21 protein-coding genes, 1 rRNA gene and 3 pseudogenes are annotated in these 19288 nt (G+C 36.5%); 3 read left to right on the top strand and 22 right to left on the bottom strand.

The window, feature by feature from the left end; translation table 11 throughout:
• Positions 1-23: 23 nt before the first annotated feature.
• The 8 genes and pseudogenes from Ami3637_RS12145 to mraZ form a co-directional block, all read right to left on the bottom strand.
• On the bottom strand, positions 24-1238 hold the full coding sequence (locus tag Ami3637_RS12145; protein ID WP_162362812.1) for a UDP-N-acetylmuramoyl-tripeptide--D-alanyl-D-alanine ligase: 1215 nt from the start codon (positions 1236-1238) through the stop codon (positions 24-26).
• Positions 1239-1242: 4 nt separating this feature from the next.
• Positions 1243-1782 (bottom strand): Mur ligase family protein, encoded by a 540-nt coding sequence (locus tag Ami3637_RS12140; protein WP_162362811.1) that lies wholly within the window; start codon positions 1780-1782, stop codon positions 1243-1245.
• 47 nt (positions 1783-1829) lie between these two features.
• A complete protein-coding gene (locus tag Ami3637_RS12135; RefSeq protein ID WP_162362810.1) occupies positions 1830-2435 on the bottom strand; it encodes a Mur ligase family protein in 606 nt (201 codons plus the stop codon).
• 6 nt (positions 2436-2441) lie between these two features.
• Positions 2442-3812 carry a penicillin-binding transpeptidase domain-containing protein gene (locus Ami3637_RS12130; RefSeq protein ID WP_162362809.1) on the bottom strand — a complete coding sequence of 457 codons (1371 nt, stop codon included), beginning with the start codon at positions 3810-3812 and terminating at the stop codon, positions 2442-2444.
• 75 nt (positions 3813-3887) lie between these two features.
• A pseudogene (locus Ami3637_RS12120) lies at positions 3888-4450 on the bottom strand (stage V sporulation protein D); the annotation flags it as partial.
• 218 nt (positions 4451-4668) lie between these two features.
• On the bottom strand, positions 4669-5103 hold the full coding sequence (locus Ami3637_RS12115) for a cell division protein FtsL (protein ID WP_162362807.1): 435 nt from the start codon (positions 5101-5103) through the stop codon (positions 4669-4671).
• Between the two features lie 6 nt (positions 5104-5109).
• Positions 5110-6047 (bottom strand): annotated as a pseudogene (gene rsmH / locus Ami3637_RS18980) (16S rRNA (cytosine(1402)-N(4))-methyltransferase RsmH).
• A gap of 16 nt (positions 6048-6063) precedes the next feature.
• Positions 6064-6495 (bottom strand): division/cell wall cluster transcriptional repressor MraZ, encoded by a 432-nt coding sequence (gene mraZ, locus Ami3637_RS12105; RefSeq protein ID WP_162362806.1) that lies wholly within the window; start codon positions 6493-6495, stop codon positions 6064-6066.
• Between the two features lie 393 nt (positions 6496-6888).
• On the opposite strand from mraZ, the gene Ami3637_RS12100 reads away from it, so the two are divergent.
• Positions 6889-8058 carry a hypothetical protein gene (locus Ami3637_RS12100; RefSeq protein ID WP_162362805.1) on the top strand — a complete coding sequence of 390 codons (1170 nt, stop codon included), beginning with the start codon at positions 6889-6891 and terminating at the stop codon, positions 8056-8058.
• A 138-nt stretch (positions 8059-8196) separates the two neighbouring features.
• Here Ami3637_RS12100 and metF read toward each other — a convergent pair whose 3' ends face one another.
• From metF to Ami3637_RS12060, 8 genes are all read right to left on the bottom strand, one after another.
• Positions 8197-9054 (bottom strand): methylenetetrahydrofolate reductase [NAD(P)H], encoded by an 858-nt coding sequence (gene metF, locus Ami3637_RS12095; RefSeq protein ID WP_162362804.1) that lies wholly within the window; start codon positions 9052-9054, stop codon positions 8197-8199.
• Between the two features lie 122 nt (positions 9055-9176).
• Entirely contained in the window at positions 9177-9953 is a 777-nt protein-coding gene (locus Ami3637_RS12090; protein WP_330586627.1) for a tRNA threonylcarbamoyladenosine dehydratase, read from the bottom strand.
• A gap of 154 nt (positions 9954-10107) precedes the next feature.
• Positions 10108-10779 (bottom strand): deoxyribose-phosphate aldolase, encoded by a 672-nt coding sequence (deoC, locus tag Ami3637_RS12085; protein ID WP_162362803.1) that lies wholly within the window; start codon positions 10777-10779, stop codon positions 10108-10110.
• Positions 10780-10832: 53 nt separating this feature from the next.
• Positions 10833-11927: a redox-regulated ATPase YchF gene (ychF, locus tag Ami3637_RS12080; RefSeq protein ID WP_162362802.1), complete on the bottom strand. Its 1095-nt coding sequence runs from the start codon at positions 11925-11927 to the stop codon at positions 10833-10835.
• A 14-nt stretch (positions 11928-11941) separates the two neighbouring features.
• Positions 11942-12739 (bottom strand): prolipoprotein diacylglyceryl transferase, encoded by a 798-nt coding sequence (gene lgt, locus Ami3637_RS12075; RefSeq protein ID WP_162362801.1) that lies wholly within the window; start codon positions 12737-12739, stop codon positions 11942-11944.
• Positions 12740-12942: 203 nt separating this feature from the next.
• A complete protein-coding gene (locus tag Ami3637_RS12070) occupies positions 12943-13464 on the bottom strand; it encodes a hypothetical protein (RefSeq protein WP_162362800.1) in 522 nt (173 codons plus the stop codon).
• A 229-nt stretch (positions 13465-13693) separates the two neighbouring features.
• On the bottom strand, positions 13694-13936 hold the full coding sequence (locus tag Ami3637_RS12065) for an AbrB/MazE/SpoVT family DNA-binding domain-containing protein (protein WP_162362799.1): 243 nt from the start codon (positions 13934-13936) through the stop codon (positions 13694-13696).
• 115 nt (positions 13937-14051) lie between these two features.
• The gene (locus Ami3637_RS12060) at positions 14052-14378 is read right to left on the bottom strand and encodes a hypothetical protein (protein WP_162362798.1); all 327 of its coding nucleotides are present in this window, start codon (positions 14376-14378) and stop codon (positions 14052-14054) included.
• A 106-nt stretch (positions 14379-14484) separates the two neighbouring features.
• Here Ami3637_RS12060 and Ami3637_RS12055 point away from each other — a divergent pair, with 106 nt between their 5' ends.
• Positions 14485-15063, top strand: a complete 579-nt coding sequence (locus tag Ami3637_RS12055; RefSeq protein WP_243158178.1) for a nucleoside recognition domain-containing protein — start codon at positions 14485-14487, stop codon at positions 15061-15063.
• A 23-nt stretch (positions 15064-15086) separates the two neighbouring features.
• Complete coding sequence (locus Ami3637_RS12050; RefSeq protein WP_162362796.1) at positions 15087-15614, top strand: spore maturation protein; 528 nt, start codon at positions 15087-15089, stop codon at positions 15612-15614.
• A 75-nt stretch (positions 15615-15689) separates the two neighbouring features.
• On the opposite strand, the gene Ami3637_RS12045 is transcribed toward Ami3637_RS12050, so the two are convergent.
• The 6 genes and pseudogenes from Ami3637_RS12045 to rrf form a co-directional block, all read right to left on the bottom strand.
• Complete coding sequence (locus tag Ami3637_RS12045) at positions 15690-16424, bottom strand: tRNA1(Val) (adenine(37)-N6)-methyltransferase (protein ID WP_243158006.1); 735 nt, start codon at positions 16422-16424, stop codon at positions 15690-15692.
• 41 nt (positions 16425-16465) lie between these two features.
• Positions 16466-17388 (bottom strand): annotated as a pseudogene (locus tag Ami3637_RS12040) (PSP1 domain-containing protein).
• A 3-nt stretch (positions 17389-17391) separates the two neighbouring features.
• Positions 17392-17976 (bottom strand): hypothetical protein, encoded by a 585-nt coding sequence (locus Ami3637_RS12035; RefSeq protein ID WP_279286698.1) that lies wholly within the window; start codon positions 17974-17976, stop codon positions 17392-17394.
• A 23-nt stretch (positions 17977-17999) separates the two neighbouring features.
• The gene (locus tag Ami3637_RS17970) at positions 18000-18206 is read right to left on the bottom strand and encodes a hypothetical protein (RefSeq protein WP_162362795.1); all 207 of its coding nucleotides are present in this window, start codon (positions 18204-18206) and stop codon (positions 18000-18002) included.
• A gap of 11 nt (positions 18207-18217) precedes the next feature.
• The gene (gene tmk / locus Ami3637_RS12025; RefSeq protein WP_330586626.1) at positions 18218-18841 is read right to left on the bottom strand and encodes a dTMP kinase; all 624 of its coding nucleotides are present in this window, start codon (positions 18839-18841) and stop codon (positions 18218-18220) included.
• A 309-nt stretch (positions 18842-19150) separates the two neighbouring features.
• Positions 19151-19267, bottom strand: a 5S ribosomal RNA gene (gene rrf / locus Ami3637_RS12020).
• Positions 19268-19288 lie beyond the last annotated feature (21 nt).

The following is a 19288-nucleotide window of genomic DNA, read 5'->3' as shown; positions in this document are numbered from 1 at the left end:
CTAGTATTTTTTGGCTGATTCCGCTATATATTTTGCATTATCCCTACAGCTATTAACAGATCCACCTTTTGACTGGCTGCATACTCTCCCACTTCACCATGATATCTAGGGCTTTCTTTGCCCATTTCCAGCATATCAGCCAAAATAGCAATTTTTCGTAAGCCTTTCGTTGACATAAGAACATCCAGACCTGCTTTCATGGAATCAGGACTGGCGTTGTAGGTGTCATCAATAACTTTTACACCATTTTTACCTTTTATACTTAGTCTTTTATCAGTCAATTCCATTTTTTTAAGGCCTCTTGCAGCCTCTTCCATAGTTATACCTAGTTCCATGGCCGCTGCTACAGCCAGAGTTCCATTTATAGCATTATGTCTGCCTGGAATGGTAAGTTCAAACCTCTGGGTATCTAAATTGTGCTCAACCGTAAAAGCAATCCCTTCTTCTCCCCTGTCTGTTATATCCGAAATAATAAAATCACTTTTACCATTATTGCCTACGGATAGTCTCTTATATACACCTTCTGTGTTTTCCCTGGTGAGAAGATCATTTATTTCATTTACTACCAGTACATTATTCTCATGAAAGAAATTTGTTATTTCCAGCTTTGCTTTAAGTATACCTTCCCTACTTCCCAGATTTTCTATGTGAGAAGTTCCTATGTTTGTTATAATCCCGATGTCTGGTCTTACAATGTCAGCCAGCAAATTTATCTCTCCAAACTCACTCATACCCATTTCCAGGATTCCAACCTCTGTCCCTTCTTCAAATCCCAAAACAGTAAGAGGTAATCCGATGTGGTTATTAAAATTTCCTACATTTCTTGCAGTTTTAAATTTTTCACTGCAGATATAGTACAGCATATCTTTTGTTGTGGTTTTTCCTGTACTTCCTGTGACCCCTATCTTTTTTATATCAAAAGTGGAAAGATAGTAAGACGCCAGTCTTTGTAATGCCCATGTAGTATCCTCCACCAAAATTACAGTTAACTGTTCTTTAAGCGGGTGATTCATTATTTCTTTCTGATCTGAAACAACAAAGTCTCTGCAACCCTGATCAATGGCCATGGGAATAAATTTATGCGCATCATGAGTTTCGCCTAAAAGGGGGAAAAATAAATCCCCCTCCTTGGCGTTTCTTGAATCTGTACATACTCTCTGAATATAACTTTCTTCTTTTCCTAAAACGAATTTGCCATTCAGTTCCTGGCAGATTTCTTTCATCCTTAGTTTTTTCATCTTATCACTCTCTCATATCGATTATATCTTTAACTGCCATATAATCATCAAACGGCAGCTTTTTACCATTAACAAGCTGGTATTTTTCATGACCTTTACCTGCTATTACAATTAAATCACCTTTTTTAAAAATATCAATAGATTTTTTTATTGCCTCATGCCTGTCAATCTCTACCAGATATTCACAATCTGTCTGTAACATTCCTTTTTCAATTTCTGCTGTTATGGATTCTGGTTCTTCAAACCTTGGGTTATCCGAAGTTATGATACAAAAATCGCTGTATTGGCCTGCGATTCTGCCCATAATTCCTCTTTTTTCCTTATCCCGGTTGCCACCGCATCCAAATACACATATGAGCCTTCCAGTTTTCAATTCATCAGCAGTCTTCAAAAGATTTTCAAGTGCATCAGGAGTATGTGCAAAATCAATTACTACATCAATATTTTTACTGTTTTGGACTTTCTGGAATCGACCTGGAACACCCTTTAGTTTTTTTAGGCCTTTTATGACAGATTTTTTTTCAATTCCTGCTAACCTTGCCATGGCCAGTGCAAGAAGTCCATTATATGCAGTAGTCCTGCCAGGCAGTTCTATTTCAATTTCTCCCCATGATTCACCAGCTTCAAAAGGTTCAAGTACAATTCCATGTATAGAGTTTTTATTATCTTTCCGAAATATTCTGCATCCTCTTCTTTGAAAGAGAATGAACTTATTTTTATATCACGGGCTAGAACTCCTCCTGCAGCCTGCTCTTCTTTCATTTTATCATAAAGCCTTTTACCATAAGGGTCATCAACATTAATACACATTCCCTTTTGAGTCTTATAAAATAATTTTGTCTTGGCATTAAAATAATTTTCCATTGTTATGTGGTAATCAAGATGATCCTGGGTTAAATTAGTGAAACCTGAATAATGGATATCTACATTATCAATCCTTCCCTGATCCAGGCCATGGGAAGAAACTTCCATAATACAGGTTCCTATATTTTGTTGTTCCAGCTCATTAAAATATTTATCTAAAACTTCCCTGGATGGTGTGGTATTTAATGCATCATATTTTGTCTGACCTATGGTGTGGGTTATGGTTCCTATTAAGCCGCATTCTCTGCCGGCTTCTTCTAATATGCTTTTCAGCATGTATGATACTGTGGTTTTTCCGTTAGTTCCCGTAATGCCGAAAACTTCTATGGTCACCCATTATCACTCCCTATATAAATATACTCTTCCTCCTGCGCTTATCTTCTCGCCAGCCTTAGGATACTGGTCAACTACAGCGGCCTCTCCTAAATTTTCTCCTTCTCCCAAAGCAGGTGATATAGTATATGTCAGTGACGCTCCTCCCAAAATACCTATAGCCTCATCAAAATTTTTGCCAGTTAAATCAGGTACCGTAGTTTTTCCACTATTCATCTCTGCTGCTTCTTCCTGTGTGTAAGAAGGCTGTATATTTAAATATCTGAGGGTATCCTCCAAAATCAGTTTAACACCGGGAGCAGCAGTCTGGCTTCCGAATTTTACCCCTTTAGGGTTATCTACAATTAGCAGAATAGCAACCTTTGGATCATCCATTGGCGCCATACCAATGAATGATGAGTAGGTCTCCTGACTATAGCCTCCATTCTTTGCTTTATTTGCAGTACCGGTTTTCCCTCCTATTCTGTAACCAGGGATTTTTGCTGTTCCGCCTCCGCCTTTTGAAACTACGCTTTCCATGATTAATCGCATTTCTTCAGCAGTTTTTTTAGAGACTACCTGTCTCACTACCTTCGTATCAAACTTTTCTACAACATTTCCATCACTGTCTGTAAGCTCTTTTACCAGTCTCGGCTGCATTAGTTTACCATCATTACCAAAACAGGATACTGCTGTGACCAACTGGATTGGTGTTACAGCAATTCCCTGACCATATCCCATAGTTGCAATTCCCACTGGGCCTGCAGTCTCTTTATTCTGTAGTATTGCATTGCCTTCTCCCGGATAATCAATTCCTGTTTTATCTTTTATCCCAAAGAGCTCCAAGTATTGATAATACTTTTCAATTCCCAATCTTGTAGCCAGGGTAGCAAATACCGGATTACATGAGTTACCTACTGCCTGAACAAGAGTTTCATCCCCATGGGGATTATACCAACGCCAGCACTTTAAAGGTGTCCCTGCAATGGAATATTTCCCCTTGCAGACAAAGTGCTCATTCAATGTTGTAAGCTGTTCCTCTAACGCCATAGATGTAGTTAGAAGCTTAAAAGTAGAACCTGGTTCGTATGAGTCGCTGACCATTGGATTTCTCCACATTGCATTCCAATATTCCAGTTTCTCGCTGTCGGATAATGTTTCTACATAAGCTGCTTTTTCCGGGTCTGTCGGTACTCTCGGATTATTGGGATCATAATCAGGAGTCATAGCCATAGCTAAAATATCCCCTGTTTTAGGGTCCATCATAATACACAGCACACGATCAGCCATGGTATTTTTTTGAACGGTATCCAGTGCCTTTTCCACATAGTGCTGTATAACCTCATCTATGGTAAGAACCAGATTGAGACCATCTTCTGCCTTATAATATTTTTCCATACCATAAGCTAAACCATTTCCATTTACATCCGTGTTTTTTATCCACCTGCCGGGAACTCCGCTTAAATATTGATTATATTTAAGTTCCAGGCCTGCAAGGCCGTTATTATCATCCGTTACACTTCCAAGAACTTGCGAAGCGAAACTGCCCAGAGGATAATAACGTTTAACATCCTCTGCAATTTCAACCCCAGGTAATCCTCCTGCCTTATGGTGTCAGCTACGTTTTTCTGGACATATTTAGCCACTTTTACTAAAGCCTTATTTTCACTTATTATATCTTTTACATCAGCCTTTTTCATATTGAGCTTCTGAGCCAGAAACTCAGCAGTTTTATCTATATTTTCTTCCGGGGTATGTTTTTTGCTGCCATATCTTACTTTATCTGGTCTGGCCCATACTGAAAAGGTAACTGCACTAACAGCCAGTTCTTTACCATTTCTATCATAAATAGCTCCCCTTTTAGCCGGAATCGGTACGTCTCTGGTTTGTGATTCTATTGCCTTTTTTGAAAGCTCTCCTCCATCAACAATCTGAACCCAGCCGACTCTGAAAGATAGCCCCACAGTAGTAAGACAGATAATCAAAAACCCTATTATTATTCTTTTTTTAACGCTGTTTGGTGTTGGATTATTCATTTATTCCTTCCTAAGTCCTCTTCAATATTCTTCTAGCTTCCATCCGGTCCCATTGACCATCATATCTGATTATTACCACAAAGTGGTATTTGCCACATATAAAAACTAAACCGGACTCAAAAATTTTTGTTAATTTAATTGTCCGGTTATATTCAATATGCAGTTAAAAGATTTCAATTTATTATATTTAATATTAAAAACTATTATTCCAATTTAAGCTAATTATATGCTTCTTCTTTCAGAAGTAATGCAAAATCCTTAGCCGGTTTTTCCTTCGGTGTAACATATATAAAATCGTTTGGATCGGGATTAACCATCCCTAATTGTGTAGTAGCTTTATACTCTATAGCCTGAATATTATTTGCCTGGTTTAATTGTACCGTTAAGTTTTCAATTTCCCCGGTTATTACTTCATTTTTCTTAATAATATCATTAATATTATATTTTATACTTGCAGCATACGCAGTCGTAATAATAACTGACACACAAAGAGCACCAATAACAATTGTAAGAAATATCATAGCAACCCGGTCCTTGGACGTTACACTTGATTTCTTCTTCTGTTTAACTGTACGTACTTTTTTAGGCTTCATATCGAAACCATACTTTTTATAACTATCCTGGTATTCGTACCACTGTTCAGCAGGCATCATATTTCTTTACCTCTTTTTCTCAATGATTCTAAGCTTTGCGCTTCTGGCTCTGGGGTTAGCCTCCAGTTCTTCTTTTGTAGAAACAATTGGTTTCCCCGTCACTTTAACTACATCTGTAACTTTTCCACAAGTACAGATTGGAAATTCCTTTGGACACGTACAAGGGTTCAATCTACGATTGAAATACTCTTTAACAATTCTGTCTTCCAGGGAATGAAAAGTTATAATACAAAGTCTTCCTCCAGGATTAAGGACGTTGCAAAATGCTTCCACCGCTTTTTCAAGATGTCCCAGTTCGTCATTCACTTCAATCCTTATTGCCTGAAAGGTTCTTTTAGCCGGATGTGGTCCGTCTCTTCTTGCAGAGGCGGGTATGGCGGCCTTAATAATATCCACTAATTCTGTAGTATCTTTTATTGGTTTACTTTTTCTCGCCTTTACTATAAAATCACTAATTCTTGAAGCCCATCTTTCTTCACCATATTTTCGTATGATCTCTGTGAGTTCTTCCTGTGAATAGCTATTCACTACTTCTTCCGCAGTCAGGGTATCCTCTGCGTTCATTCTCATATCCAAGGGGCTGTCTGCATATATGAAAATCCCCGCTCAAAATTGTCAAGCTGGAAAGAAGAAACACCCAAATCCAGTAATGCTCCATCTATCCCAGGAACTCCAAGCCTGTCCAACACCTCTTCAATGTTTGAATAATTGTCCTGTACGAACTGTTTTCTGCAATTAAACTTCTGCAGCCGTTTTTCTGCGGCATCCAAAGCATCCCGATCTTTATCAATTCCTATCAATGTTCCTTCTGTATTTAGCAGACTGCATATTCCGGAAGCATGTCCACCGCCTCCCAGCGTGCCATCTGCATAAATCCCATCAGGCCTGATTTTAAGACCACTCATGCATTCGTCGTACAGAACAGATACATGTTTAAATTCCATGTTCCATCCTCCTTAATTAAATGCCATATTCAGCCATCTTTGCTGCAAAATCATTTGGAGTGAGCTCAGCAATTGTTTCAGCTTCTGTCCATTCTTCTCTGCTCCATATTTCTATTTTGTCTAATAATCCAACAGTTACCAGTTCCTTTTCAATATTTGCATAGTCTCTAAGTTCCTGTGGTATTCCCATCCTGCCTTGCTTGTCTATATCACATTCCACCGCATTGGCATAAAAATGACGAACAAATGCTCTGGCATTCGGGTCTGTTGTCGGTAGTGCTGCTAGTTTTTCCATAAATTTTTCCCATTGAGGCATGGGATAAATATACAGGCACTTATCGATACCTCTTGTAAGTACACACCGGTATCCCAATTCCTCCCGATATTTTGAAGGGACTATCATTCTGCCCTTAGCATCTATTGAGTTTTGGTATTTTCCCATCAACATATGCGCACCTACAAATTACAACTTAAAGAATCTTCTCCACCCTATTTTATAGCTTCTTCCACTATACTCCACTACGCTCCACTTCGCAACAAAATACATGCAAAAATTGCTTGTATACATCCACTTCTTAACAAATTATTAAATAATTATTGCTTGAATTTTGTTATTGTAACAATATCTAGTATGCGTAACTATCATTCTGCTCCATATATTGTCCAAGCCTTATATTTTAATATAAGTTATTTATCTATAGAAGTTCCTATATATGTAACCATTCATAAATTACTCTCATATATTGAAATATGGCAATCTGGGTTACTGGTCTGTTTGAAATATACATAGCAAAATATAATTCAATTTTGCTATAAAACTAAATATAGCGAGGTATGTATTATGAAAAACCATTCTTGTCATACAGGATGCACAAACGGTCTTGCAAGCATCTGTGGCACATCCATAGATCTTGACGACCTGAATTTTGCACAGTCAAGAAACCATTTAGTATATGTAAATAAAGTATTTTCAAAAGGTCAGGGTACAGCTAGCCCATTAGTTTTTAATCTGACAACTTCACCAGCCAAATTTCAGACTCAGTTATTATTGTCCCCTTTAACTTCTCCTGCTGCTGAAAATCTTTGTGAAGAAGTACTGGGTACTAGTTGCCGTTGTCACAATCACGATCACTCCTGGGATCAGGATACACAAAATTGTGTAGGAAACACTGGTTGTAATTGCAATTGTAACTGTAATAACGTGTTAGGGGCATCCACTTGCCAGCTGGATGAAAACGCAGTATTTGAAGTATTAAAAAGCCACGTAAGAGTAACAGCTTTTAATCTTGCCAATCCGTCAGGTCTTTCACCTAATCAGGTAACGGTTGACGGCTTTCCAGTTGATAGCTTGTTCAACTTAGATGGTTCATTTGAAGCTACGCTAAACTCCAGTCTGCCAAATATTATTAAACCTCCTTGCGCAGAAAATGGTCTACCTACTAAAGCATTCTTCTTGATTTCCTGTGTAGGGCCTTGGGTATTCCAGGCTGAATTCGTTATTGAAGGAACTGTCAATACAAACGGCAACATTTGCTGTTTCAGAGCAATATTCAGAACACTTTCAACTTCTCCAATATGCGCTAATATCCCGGTAAGCAATATTGCTGTTGATAAAATCAGTGTTCCTTGCGTTTCAGGTGGCATGTCACCTAGAATCGTCTTCAGTTTTGGCGCTAATATGAGTCTTCTTAACCCTGTTCTTACAGTAGTATCCGATACGGATGAGGATTCTTTATTCCTGGTACTCTCTACACCAGTTGTAGTAGAACCTACTGTGGATGTTCAGGTCATTAAGCAAGCTCTTTTATGTATCAATGCCTGTGAAGCCATATTCCCTTGTGAAGGTACAGAAAGTGCTGTTGAAGAGGAAGAAGAAGAAGCGGAATTAGATCAGGAATGCCATTGTGGCACCAATAATGATGTTGAATCTGCATCAAACAACTTTAACTGTGGAAATACAATAGCTCTTGGAACAAACTCAACTTGCTCCAGATGCCTCAGAGGAATTTAAATTCAGCAAAGTAAATCAATAAAATAATAAGATACTTTCAACAAATGTCTGCAGACTAACTACTGTTCAAAGCAAAATTCAAGGGCGATAGTCTTTCTCATAAGACTATCGCCCTTATCTTAATTCCCAGTAAACTATTTAAATAAATGTCTTTATTCCATCGCATAACTTTTTTGCCACTTTAGGATTATTCATTGTATACAGGTGTATGCCATCTACTTCACTAGCCAGAAGATCAATGACCTGGCCTATGGCATATGACATACCTGCATCAAAAAGAGCCTCCTTGTTATGCTCATACTTATTCATTATTCTTCGGAACTTTTCCGGAAGAGATACTCCGCATAATGAAATCATTTTTTCAATTTGTGCTTTGTTGATAACAGGCATAATCCCCGCAGAAATTGGAATATCTATTCCAGCTATTCTAGTATCTTCATAAAAAGAGTAAAACCGATTATTATCTAAAAACAACTGCGTTACCATGAAATCTGCCCCGGCAGAGACCTTTGTCCTCAGATTTTTGATATCTTCTATCCGATTTTCTGATTCAGGATGACACTCAGGATAACAGGCCCCTGCAATGCATACATTGGTTTTTTTCTTTAAATAACCTGTTAAATCCGATGCATGCAAAAATTCTTCTTTTTCTTTAAGTTCTGGGTTTCTATCCCCTCTTAAGGCTAAAATATTTTCTATTCCGTTTTCATTCAATTGATAAATAAATTCATCAATTTCATTTTTACCGTATGTAAGACAAGTTAAATGAACCAAAGGTTCAATGTGATAATCTTTTTTGATTCTCTTAGCCAGTTCTATGGTTCTATTATTATTTGAACTTCCTCCTGCACCAAAAGTAACACTGATGAAATCAGGGTTAAGGGAACACAACACCTCTAATGTCTCATCTATATTTTGCAGGGCTATATCCCTTTTGGGTGGAAATATCTCAAATGATAATACCTGTTTTTTCTCATAAATCTCTTTAATTTTCATAGCATTCTCCTAAATAATATTAAACTTATTATATTATACCAATCTTAGTTCTGAAAGAGCAAATATGAAAAAACTTCATCTGGTTATAAGTCATACTTATAACCAGATGAAGCACCTAGCTACTACCTTATATTATTTATATCCGATAAATCTGTTATTACCTCTCCTGCTATCATTAACCCAGCTACCGATGGTACGAAAGATACACTGCCAGGTATATTTCTTCTTTCTGTACATTTATGCTGTGTCCCAGGTGGACATATACAATGTATTCTGCAGCTGCTTGACACATCTTCCACTGGTTTAACAGGCTTTTCTGTGGAATATATAACCTTCACATTTTTCACATTTCGTTTTTTCAATTCCTGTCGCATGACTTTTGCCAATGGGCACATAGAAGTCTTATGAATATCATCAATTTTTAATTTGAAAGGATCCAGCTTATTTCCTGCTCCCATGCAGCTGATAACCGGAATCCCCGCCTGCTTAGCCTTCATAATGATGAGGATTTTAGCTGCAACGGTGTCGATAGCATCTACTACATAGGAATACTGGGAAAAATCAAATTCATCAGAAGTATCAGGCAGATAAAAACACTTGTACACATTTACCTCCGCTTCAGGATTAATATCCAATATTCTCTCTTTCATGACATCAACTTTATATTTACCTACAGTTTTTGTGGTTGCAATAATCTGCCTGTTAAGATTGGTAAGGCATACTTTATCATCATCAATTAAATGGAATGAACCGACCCCGCTTCTTGCCAATGCTTCTACGGTATAACCACCTACCCCTCCTATTCCGAAGATTGCAACATTTGCCTGCTTCAATTTCTCCATGACATTTTGTCCAAGTAATAATTGAGTTCTTGAGAACTGATTTAACATATTAATCATTCCTTTTCATATATATTCTATAGTTTTAGTAGGTTTTTAGGGTAAAATTAATCTCTTTTTTCCGTTTTAAATTGAATACGGAAAATTCCTGAATCCTACAATTTTTAAAACTTGAAAAGCTTGCAAAATGAAATTTCCCGTATATTAAGACAATTTATTTTTTTAAATAATCATTCATAATAGCTACTGATGCGCTTGCACCAATTCTGTCTGCACCGGCTTCAATCATTTTAAGAGTTGTTTCCAAATCCCTGATGGCACCAGACGCTTTCACTTTAGCACGACTACCAACCGTTTTTCTCATAAGCGCCACATGTTGTTCCGTTGCACCACCTGTTGAAAATCCAGTTGAAGTTTTCACGAACTGTGCCCCTGCCTCCATAGACAGTTCACAAGCCTTGATTATCTCTTCATCTGTAAGAAGACATGTTTCAAGAATCACCTTCACAATTGCGTCATGCTCATCTGCCAGAGCAACAACTGCACAGATATCATCTTTTACATATTCATATCTTGCCTCTTTTAAAGCTCCCACATTAATAACCATGTCCACTTCTTTTGCTCCCTGTCCACAAACCCAGTCTGTTTCAAAAGCTTTCACTTCAGTAGATACAGCTCCCAAAGGGAACCCAACAACAACAGCAACCTTCACATCTGTGTCCTTTAATTCTTCTACAGCAAGTGGAACATAGCATCCATTTACGCAAACAGAGTAAAAATCATATTCTTTTGCTTGAGCACACAGTTTTTTTATATCTGCTTCAGTTGCCTCGGCTTTCAATAAGGTATGGTCAAAATAGTTATTTAATTTTTTTATATCTTCCATTTTTATCCTCCTTCACAGATAAAGAATCGACTTTTTTATCTTTCTTATTTTATCTATACATTAAATAAGAAATGAATGACATCTCCATCTTTAACTTCATACTCTTTTCCTTCAGAACGAATCAGACCTTTCTCTTTAGCCGTCGCAAGATTTCCACCGCAATCTATCAATTTATCATATGCAATAGTCTCTGCTCTGATAAATCCTCTTTCAAAATCCGTATGAATTTTACCTGCTGCTCCAGGCGCTTTTGTACCTCTTTTGATTGTCCACGCCCGCACTTCAGGCTCACCTGCTGTCAGGTATGAAATCAGGTCAAGTAAATGATATGAAGATTTTATAAGTTTATCCAGGCCCGATTCACTAATGCCCAATTCTTCCAGAAACATAGCTTTCTCATCCTCTTCCAGTTCAGAAATTTCTGCTTCAACTTTTGCGCAGATAACAACAACTTCTGAACCCTCTGTCTCCGCGAATTCTCTTACCTGTTTAACATACTCATTTTCACTGCCATCTGCAATTTCCTGCTCTGACACGTTTGCTGCATATATAACAGGCTTAAAGGAAAGCAAATCCAGTGATTTTACATAGTCTTCCTCTTCTTCTGTCATTTCCATGGTTCTTACGGATAAACCTTTTTCTAAAGTATCCATAACCTTTTGAAGCATATCTAATTCACTTTGAAGAGATTTATCTCCCTTTAAATTTTTCTGGGTTCTCTGGATTTTTCTTTCTACTACTTCCATATCGGAAAGTATCAGCTCCATATTAATCGTTTCAATATCAGAAAGCGGATTGATTTTACCATCAACATGAACCACATTGGGATCATCAAAACACCTTACCACATGTACTATTGCAGCAACTTCACGAATATGTCCCAAGAACTTGTTTCCAAGCCCTTCTCCTTTAGATGCACCTTTTACAAGGCCTGCAATATCATAGAATTCAATGGATGTATAAACAGTCTTTTTAGCATTATACATTTCTGTAAGTACCTTTAATCTCTCATCAGGTACTGCTACAACACCTACATTGGGTTCTATGGTACAAAAAGGATAATTCGCTGCTTCTGCACCAGCCTTGGTTATAGCATTGAATAATGTACTTTTTCCTACATTGGGTAATCCAACTATTCCTAATTTCATTTTATTCTCCTTATCTATTGTTTGAACTTTCCAGTATATTTACTGTAGCCACCATAAAATATTTTTCCTGCACGTTTAGAATTTCTGCCTAAAATAATATATGCCACAATACATACTATAAATACTATAGCGCTAAGAAGCATTGCCTGCTTGATTACGCCAAATAGCATTAAGCTGTCTGTTCTTAAATATTCTACAAAAAATCTCTCCAAAGAATATAGTATACCATATAATAAGAATACCTGACCTGTAAATTTTATGTTATTATCAATAATCAGGAGAATGCCAAACATAATTAAACACCATATTGATTCATACAGAAATGTAGGATGTACAGTTTGTCCATTCACAAGAATACCCCACGGCAGATTAGTTGGCCCCCCATGTGCTTCAGAATTAAAATAGTTTCCCCATCTTCCTATAGCCTGGGCCAAAGCCACAGCAGGCATAGCCAAATCTAAAAGATTAAGAGGCTTATAGTTCCATATCTTACATAGTATTGCCGCAGTCAGCAATCCAAATATTAGTCCGCCATGTATAGCTAAGCCTCCTGCTCTGAGATTAATAATCTTAAAGAAATCTCCTGCGTAATATCCCCAGTTAAACAAAACATAGTATAATCTTGCACCTATTATCCCTATAGGGACACAAATCAAAATAAAATCCAAAGAACGCTCTGATTCTATCCCATGCTGGGGAGCCCTCTTATATACCAGTAATGTGGCAAGAATAATGCCTAAAGCAATTAAAATTCCATACCACCTTATATCTATGTTAAAAATTGTAAATGCAATTGGATTTGGAACCGGCATTTAATTTCCTCCTTATTTCTATTATTTAAATAGTGTCAAAACTTAATAGTAAGTAAGCATTAATCTTCAAAATAAATTCTAAATCATCTCTCACCCACCAATATTATATTATATACAAAAAGGTGCAGCATCCGCCACACCTTTTTACAATTTTCCCTATAAAAATTTATTTCAGATATCTCTAATTGAATATCGCTTATATACTATGGGATATATCTTTCAAGAATAAGCTCAATCTGGTCTCCCATAATATATATATCATATAATTTATGATTCTGATAATCGGGATTATTTTTACTGTACTCATCCACATCTTTTTTATAAGCGTCTATAAATTGTTCAGTTGTCATAATCTGTGGCAGACTTACTCCTCCTGTCATAAATGTGCATCTTGCATCAGGGGCAAGCACAGAGGATAAACTATAATTTTTATCTTCAATGTAAAAACCCTTTGGCTGTTCAGAGTCTTCCACATATTCTTTTGCCTCAATATTCACTAAGACTGAGTCATCTTGACCTTTAGAAAGTTCAATGCTTCCAAACACATGCTCAGCTCCATCACGCAACAATTGTTTTACATAATCACCTTCCAGATATTCCACTGTGATTTCGGGCTCATCAATAGTAGACCCGCTTCGATTCTTATCTCCGCATCCTACCAGTAACGTTACAACAATTAATACAAAAATCAATCCAACACACACAATTGTTTTAGTTGTCTTCATTTTAATCCCCTTCTTCTTAGTAATATACAATACAAAATATATTTAATTATTTACTTTATATGATAATAGCACATAAAATCCGGTCTTTGTTAGAAAAAAGGTATTTGTAACATAACTGTAAGATTTTGCTTTTGTTTTGTGAAATTCACTTACAATTTTGTGGTAAAAAAAGCATCTTACAATTATATTATAATCATAAGATGCCATTTTAATCGGTTAAAATTAGTGACTACAATTCTTTAATTTTCTTGATACAATCCTCACAAATGTTCTTGTCCTTAATATGCTTAACATTCTTTGCATTTCCACAAAAAACGCAGGCCGGTTCATACTTCTTTAACAGAATATATTCCCCTTCAACAAAGATTTCAATCGGATCCTTAATCTCAATATTGAGCGTTCTTCTTAATTCAATTGGCAACACAATACGCCCCAGCTCATCAACTTTTCTAACTATTCCCGTAGCCTTCATTTTTCACTCCTCCTCTCTCTGCAAAGCTCTTCTCTCTTTACATCTCATTTTATACTTCCTAATTTTAACATTCAAGTTATACAATGTCAACGTAAGAATTTTAATTTAAAAACCCCTATTTTTCCTTCTTTGTAAAGATACTCTTCAGGGATACTAACGAATTCACAATTGAGGATAAAGCCGCAATCGTACTTTGGTTCCCTTTAAGTGCCTCTGAAATTTTGCTCACAGATTCCGCAACATCTCCTACTGCCAAATCAACATCCTGTGCCCTTGCAGCAGCTATAGCCGTTATGACCTGCGTATCTTCCAGGATTTTATTGGTATGTCTGACAGTCACTATTAAACTTCTAACAAAGCTTATGCAATATACCAGCAATACAATAATGCCAGCCCCTATTAAAATTAACCCTAAATCCTTCAAGGTCAACGTTATTTCCAAAGCTTTCACCTCCACTCCAGTATGTATATTATCTACCCAAATTTGTAAAATTTCAACATTTATTTTCAATTACTGAATATTATAATAACTGGGGTGATATACATTGATGAACTACATATGGGCCGGAATGATTTTTGTGGGTGTATTTTTTTCAATCATAAACAATAACCTTTCTGCCTTCACAGATGGTCTCTTAAACAGCTGCAGCGAAGCTGTTGAATTTGTAATTGGTTTATCAGGCATTATGGCCGTATGGTGTGGAATCATGAAAATAGCTGAAAAATCTGGACTTATTGATGCCGCAGCTCATAAAGTCATGCCTCTCATCAAATTTCTTTTCCCAAAAGAAAGAAACTCTGAAACAATTGCAATTATGCTTATGAGTTTTATGGCTAACATATTTGGAGCTGGCAACAGTGCAACTGTCTTTTCATTAAAAGCCATGGAAAGGCTGGATATAGAAAATCATTATAGTGATACCGCCAGTGATACTATGTGTATGTTTTTAGCACTAAATATGTCTATGATTCAGCTTGTCCCTATTACTGTAATAAAAATACGATCTCAATTGGGTTCAACGGACTCCGCTTCTATCATTATACCATCCATTATCGTTGGCCTGATTTCAATGGTTGCATCAGTCATCGCATGCAAATATTTTGAGAGAAAGCAATCAAAACCATAAGATTAAGAAACGGAGGGCCAGAAATGTCGCAATTGTTAAGTACCATTTCCTATGCTTTTATTCCAGGTATAATCAGCTTAGTTATTCTCTACGGATTATATAAACATGTTTCAATTTACGACTGTTTTATTGAAGGAGCAAAAGATGGGTTAAAATCTGCAGTAGAAATAATGCCATTTATTATAGCTATTTTTATAGGAATTGAGGCATTAGTTTCTTCAGGTGCCATGAAATTTTTTGAGACCATTTTTTCTCCAGTATTTTCTGTTTTACATATACCAAAAGAACTTATTTCCCTAATACTCTTACGTCCGGTTTCTGGCAGTGGATCTCTGGTGCTCATGGAACGTATCATGTCGGATAATGGAGTGGATACTTTTGTTGGTAAATGTTCTGCTATAATGGTTGGCACATGTGAAACCATTTTTTATGTCTTAGCTTTATATTTTGGTGTTACTGCAGTGAAAAAAATGCGACATGCTTTTGCTGCTGGCATGATAGGATATATAGTCAGTGTCCTTGCTTCTGTGTATATATGTAAATTTATGTAAACCAATATATTTAGTATAACTATAAAATTAAAAAATATTCTGCAGCATTAATCTATGCAGGCAGAATATTTTTTATTATCTCTCATATATTTTCATTAATTCATCGGTATAAGAATTTCCATTGTCTTCATATACATATAATGGGTCAAGCATTTTTAATTCTGGTCCTCCTGATTTAACACAGTGGATTAACAGAATATTAGGTTTTGCATTTTTATTTGGTGATACGAACCTTAATTCTTTTGGTTCTATTTTATATTTGCGGCATGCTTCACAAATATCCACTAGTCTACTGGGTCTGTGAACCATAAATAGCTCTCCTTTTTCTCTTAGCAGGACTGCAGATGCTCTTATAAATGCAGCTAAATCAGCCGTTGTCTCATGCCTTGCGATTCTTTTCGCCTTGTTTTCATTTATCAGTCCGGCTCCTCCAATCATGTAAGGTGGGTTGGCGGTAACCAGATCAAAAGATCCCTCTAAATCGGACAAATTGACTTCAATTTTTGAAACATCTTCATTTATAATAGAAATTCTGCCTTGGAGTTTATTCAATTGAATATTTCGACATGCCCTGTTAAATGAGTCCGGTTGCACTTCTACTGCATAAATTTCTTCCAGCAGAGTCTTGTGACTCAATATGAGTGGTATAATCCCGGTTCCCGTGCCTAAATCCATAGCCCTTTTATACCTGCTGCCGTTTCTCTGAACAGCTTTTGATGCAAAATCTGCAAGGATTACCGCATCCACACCGTAACAAAACTCTTCAGGTTTTTGAATTAGTTTCAAATTACCAAACCCAATTTCATCCATCCGCTCCCCCTGCATTAGTAAGTTTTCTTCCATCAAGACATTTACTCCTTCAGCAGGTTCTTTATTTCATCTAATAGTTCTTCATCCAGATCATCTAAGATATCCCTGTTGCTTTCCTTCTTACGATGACTTTCCAGCCTCTTTATGTCTTCTTTTTTGTAAGTATAAAAATCTACACTGAGTTTTTCTGGCTTATCTTCCGTTTTTTCCTCCAGAACCAGACGAACTTTAATTTTGTTTTCTAATATATTTGAATCGAAGACAATTCCAATGCCATCCTCTGTTTTTATTCTTTCTCCAACTTCAGGCATTCCCTTTCTTAATTGCATATAAACATCATTCTCATATTTCAGACAACACATTAATCTTCCACAAATTCCAGAAATCTTAGTTGGATTTAAAGACAGATTCTGAACTTTTGCCATCTTAATGGAGACTGGCTCAAACTCAGGCAACCAAGTATGGCAGCAAAGGCCTCTTCCACAGCTTCCTATGCCTCCCACCATTTTAGCTTCATCTCTTACTCCAATCTGCCGAAGTTCTATCCTCATTTTAAATACTCCAGCCAGATCCTTTACCAATTCTCTGAAATCAACCCGGCCATCTGCAGTAAAATAAAAGATAATCTTACTGTTATCAAAAGTATATTCCACGTCAATTAGTTTCATTTCCAATTTATGTTTGTCTACCTTTTCCTGGCACAGTGCAATTGCTTTTTCCTTTTTCTTTAAATTTTCCTTATGCTGTTCTGTATCCTGTTCATTGGCTATACGAACAATTTTTTTCAGAGGTGCTACAATCTCTTTTTCACTTACACTCTTTATATCTGAAGTAACAGTCCCATACTCCATCCCCGAGCAGTTTCGACTATTACATTTGTATCCTGTTTTACGTCTAAATCATCCGGATCAAAGTAATATACTTTGCCTGCCCTTTTAAAACGCACTCCTGCTACTTTTACCATCATTTATCCTCCAATTTTTATGATTAAATTTCTCATGGCATAGCCTGTGTTAATTCCACGCTGTAAATCTCTTCTTGCTTCTTCAATCAACACAACTGCCCTGTAAATGTAATCCTTTGTATAATTTCTACTTTCCTTATTATTTATTATTGACAGATCTCTATAAATTAGTTCCATAGAGTCTAACAGTTTCATTGCATTTTCCCTGTCGTCAGCGAACTCACTCAATTTACTTTTCAATGAATAAAAGGGCTCTTTATTTAATAACATTCTGACTAACATCTGTGCATGTTCTTTAATCTCACCATACTCAGGTGTTTCAAACGGATTTACTCTGAATACCACACATCTGGACAAAATAGTAGAAACTAAATTTTCAACATTCTCTGATAATAAAATGATAATTGTCCCTTCAGGAGGTTCTTCTAACGTTTTTAATAAACGGTTCTGTGCCCGGATAGTCATTGTATCTGCGTGCTTGATAACCGCAATATTCCTATTCCCAAAAAAAGGTTTCTTCTTTATTTTAGTCTGAAGCTCTTCTACCGCCTCATCCTTTATACTCTTGCCATCTGCTTCAACATATATGATATCTTCATGATTACCATGATTTATTTTATTGCAGGTAACGCACTCTTCACATCCATGCCCCTATGATTCTCGCAGAGAATGGCCTTTATAAAACAATCCGCCAACAAAGCTTTATTTACACAAGAATCTCCTTCAAACACATAAGCATGAAATAGATTCTCTGAAGCAGATAAATATCTTAATCTTTCTACAAGTTTATTATTGTTATCTATTTCCCCTAAAACCATTTTCTCTCAACTCAGCCTTCTATAAAGTTCTGTATTTGTAGTATTATCTCATTGCTGATTTCATCAATGCCTTTTGATGCATCTATCCCTATTATTCTATCTTTATATAATTTTTCAAGTTCTAAATATCCTGTAAATACAGCATTGTGAAATTCAAGTTTTTCTTTTTCCAGTCTGTCCTGTTCTTCTTCTCTGATACGCTTTTTTCCTACACTAGGTTCTACCTTCAGTAGAAAAGTAATATCTGGCATACACCCTGCAACTGCATATTCATTTATAATTCTTACAGCCTCACCCAGCTGCCTGCCATACCCTTGATAAGCGATACTTGAGTCAACAAACCTGTCACAAATTACTGTTTTTCCTTCTTCTAATGCCGGCTTGATTACTTCAGCTACATGTTGACACCTTGAAGCCGCATATAAGAGTGCCTCTGTCATTGGATCCATTTCAATATATTTTTTATCTAAGATAATTTCTCTGATTTTTTCACTTATAATTGTTCCGCCAGGTTCTCTTGTCAATATTGCCTGTCTGCCATTTTTACTTAAATACTCTTTTAATAATCTAATCTGAGTGGATTTTCCTGATCCATCTGGTCCCTCAATTGATATAAACAGTCCCCTTTTCATCATTTAAAACTCCTAAACTATTTTTTTTTAACGATCTCCAACATCAGCTTAGATGTAAGTAAAACAGACACGCAAAATATAGGAAAGCATAGCAATGCTATAAAAATAATCTTCAAAAAAGTCATTGTACTTTCCTCCCTTACTTATACTCTTACCTCAAATATTTTTTATCATTTAACTATAATATTATAGCATATTTCATAAGGCTTTTACAAAACAATTTACCATTCAGACTTAATAAAAGCATCTGCCAGAGAAAGAACATACCGCAATCAGCAATAAAAAAAGACTCCAGTAAAAACTGAAGTCTTAAACCGGCGACGTCCTACTTTCCCAGGCAGCTGCCCGCCAAGTATCATCGGCGCTAAGGAGCTTAACTACTGTGTTCGAGATGGGAACAGGTGGAGCCTCCTCGCTATTGTCACCGGATTTTGTCTATTCTTTTTTTGA

Origin of the sequence: Aminipila terrae (assembly GCF_010120715.1) — a bacterium.
Taxonomy (GTDB): Bacteria; Bacillota; Clostridia; order Peptostreptococcales; family Anaerovoracaceae; genus Aminipila; species Aminipila terrae.
Note: the sequence above shows the minus strand (reverse complement) of the source record. Positions and strands in the feature narration are given on the sequence as shown.

Excerpts from the sequence above, each read along its gene's own strand:
- Ami3637_RS12090 (WP_330586627.1), bottom strand. The coding sequence starts at position 9,953 with ATGATTAATATGTTAAATCAGTTCTCAAGAACTCAATTATTACTTGGA.
- Ami3637_RS12145 (WP_162362812.1), bottom strand. The coding sequence starts at position 1,238 with ATGAAAAAACTAAGGATGAAAGAAATCTGCCAGGAACTGAATGGCAAA.
- metF (WP_162362804.1), bottom strand. The coding sequence starts at position 9,054 with ATGAAAATTAAAGAGATTTATGAGAAAAAACAGGTATTATCATTTGAG.
- Ami3637_RS17970 (WP_162362795.1), bottom strand. The coding sequence starts at position 18,206 with ATGGTTTTAGGGGAAATAGATAACAATAATAAACTTGTAGAAAGATTA.
- deoC (WP_162362803.1), bottom strand. The coding sequence starts at position 10,779 with ATGGAAGATATAAAAAAATTAAATAACTATTTTGACCATACCTTATTG.
- lgt (WP_162362801.1), bottom strand. The coding sequence starts at position 12,739 with ATGCCGGTTCCAAATCCAATTGCATTTACAATTTTTAACATAGATATA.
- Ami3637_RS12115 (WP_162362807.1), bottom strand. The coding sequence starts at position 5,103 with ATGATGCCTGCTGAACAGTGGTACGAATACCAGGATAGTTATAAAAAG.
- Ami3637_RS12070 (WP_162362800.1), bottom strand. The coding sequence starts at position 13,464 with ATGAAGACAACTAAAACAATTGTGTGTGTTGGATTGATTTTTGTATTA.
- Ami3637_RS12050 (WP_162362796.1), top strand. The coding sequence starts at position 15,087 with ATGTCGCAATTGTTAAGTACCATTTCCTATGCTTTTATTCCAGGTATA.
- tmk (WP_330586626.1), bottom strand. The coding sequence starts at position 18,841 with ATGATGAAAAGGGGACTGTTTATATCAATTGAGGGACCAGATGGATCA.
- Ami3637_RS12140 (WP_162362811.1), bottom strand. The coding sequence starts at position 1,782 with ATGGCAAGGTTAGCAGGAATTGAAAAAAAATCTGTCATAAAAGGCCTA.
- Ami3637_RS12130 (WP_162362809.1), bottom strand. The coding sequence starts at position 3,812 with ATGGAAAAATATTATAAGGCAGAAGATGGTCTCAATCTGGTTCTTACC.
- mraZ (WP_162362806.1), bottom strand. The coding sequence starts at position 6,495 with ATGTTGATGGGAAAATACCAAAACTCAATAGATGCTAAGGGCAGAATG.
- Ami3637_RS12100 (WP_162362805.1), top strand. The coding sequence starts at position 6,889 with ATGAAAAACCATTCTTGTCATACAGGATGCACAAACGGTCTTGCAAGC.
- Ami3637_RS12065 (WP_162362799.1), bottom strand. The coding sequence starts at position 13,936 with ATGAAGGCTACGGGAATAGTTAGAAAAGTTGATGAGCTGGGGCGTATT.
- ychF (WP_162362802.1), bottom strand. The coding sequence starts at position 11,927 with ATGAAATTAGGAATAGTTGGATTACCCAATGTAGGAAAAAGTACATTA.
- Ami3637_RS12055 (WP_243158178.1), top strand. The coding sequence starts at position 14,485 with ATGAACTACATATGGGCCGGAATGATTTTTGTGGGTGTATTTTTTTCA.
- Ami3637_RS12045 (WP_243158006.1), bottom strand. The coding sequence starts at position 16,424 with ATGGATGAAATTGGGTTTGGTAATTTGAAACTAATTCAAAAACCTGAA.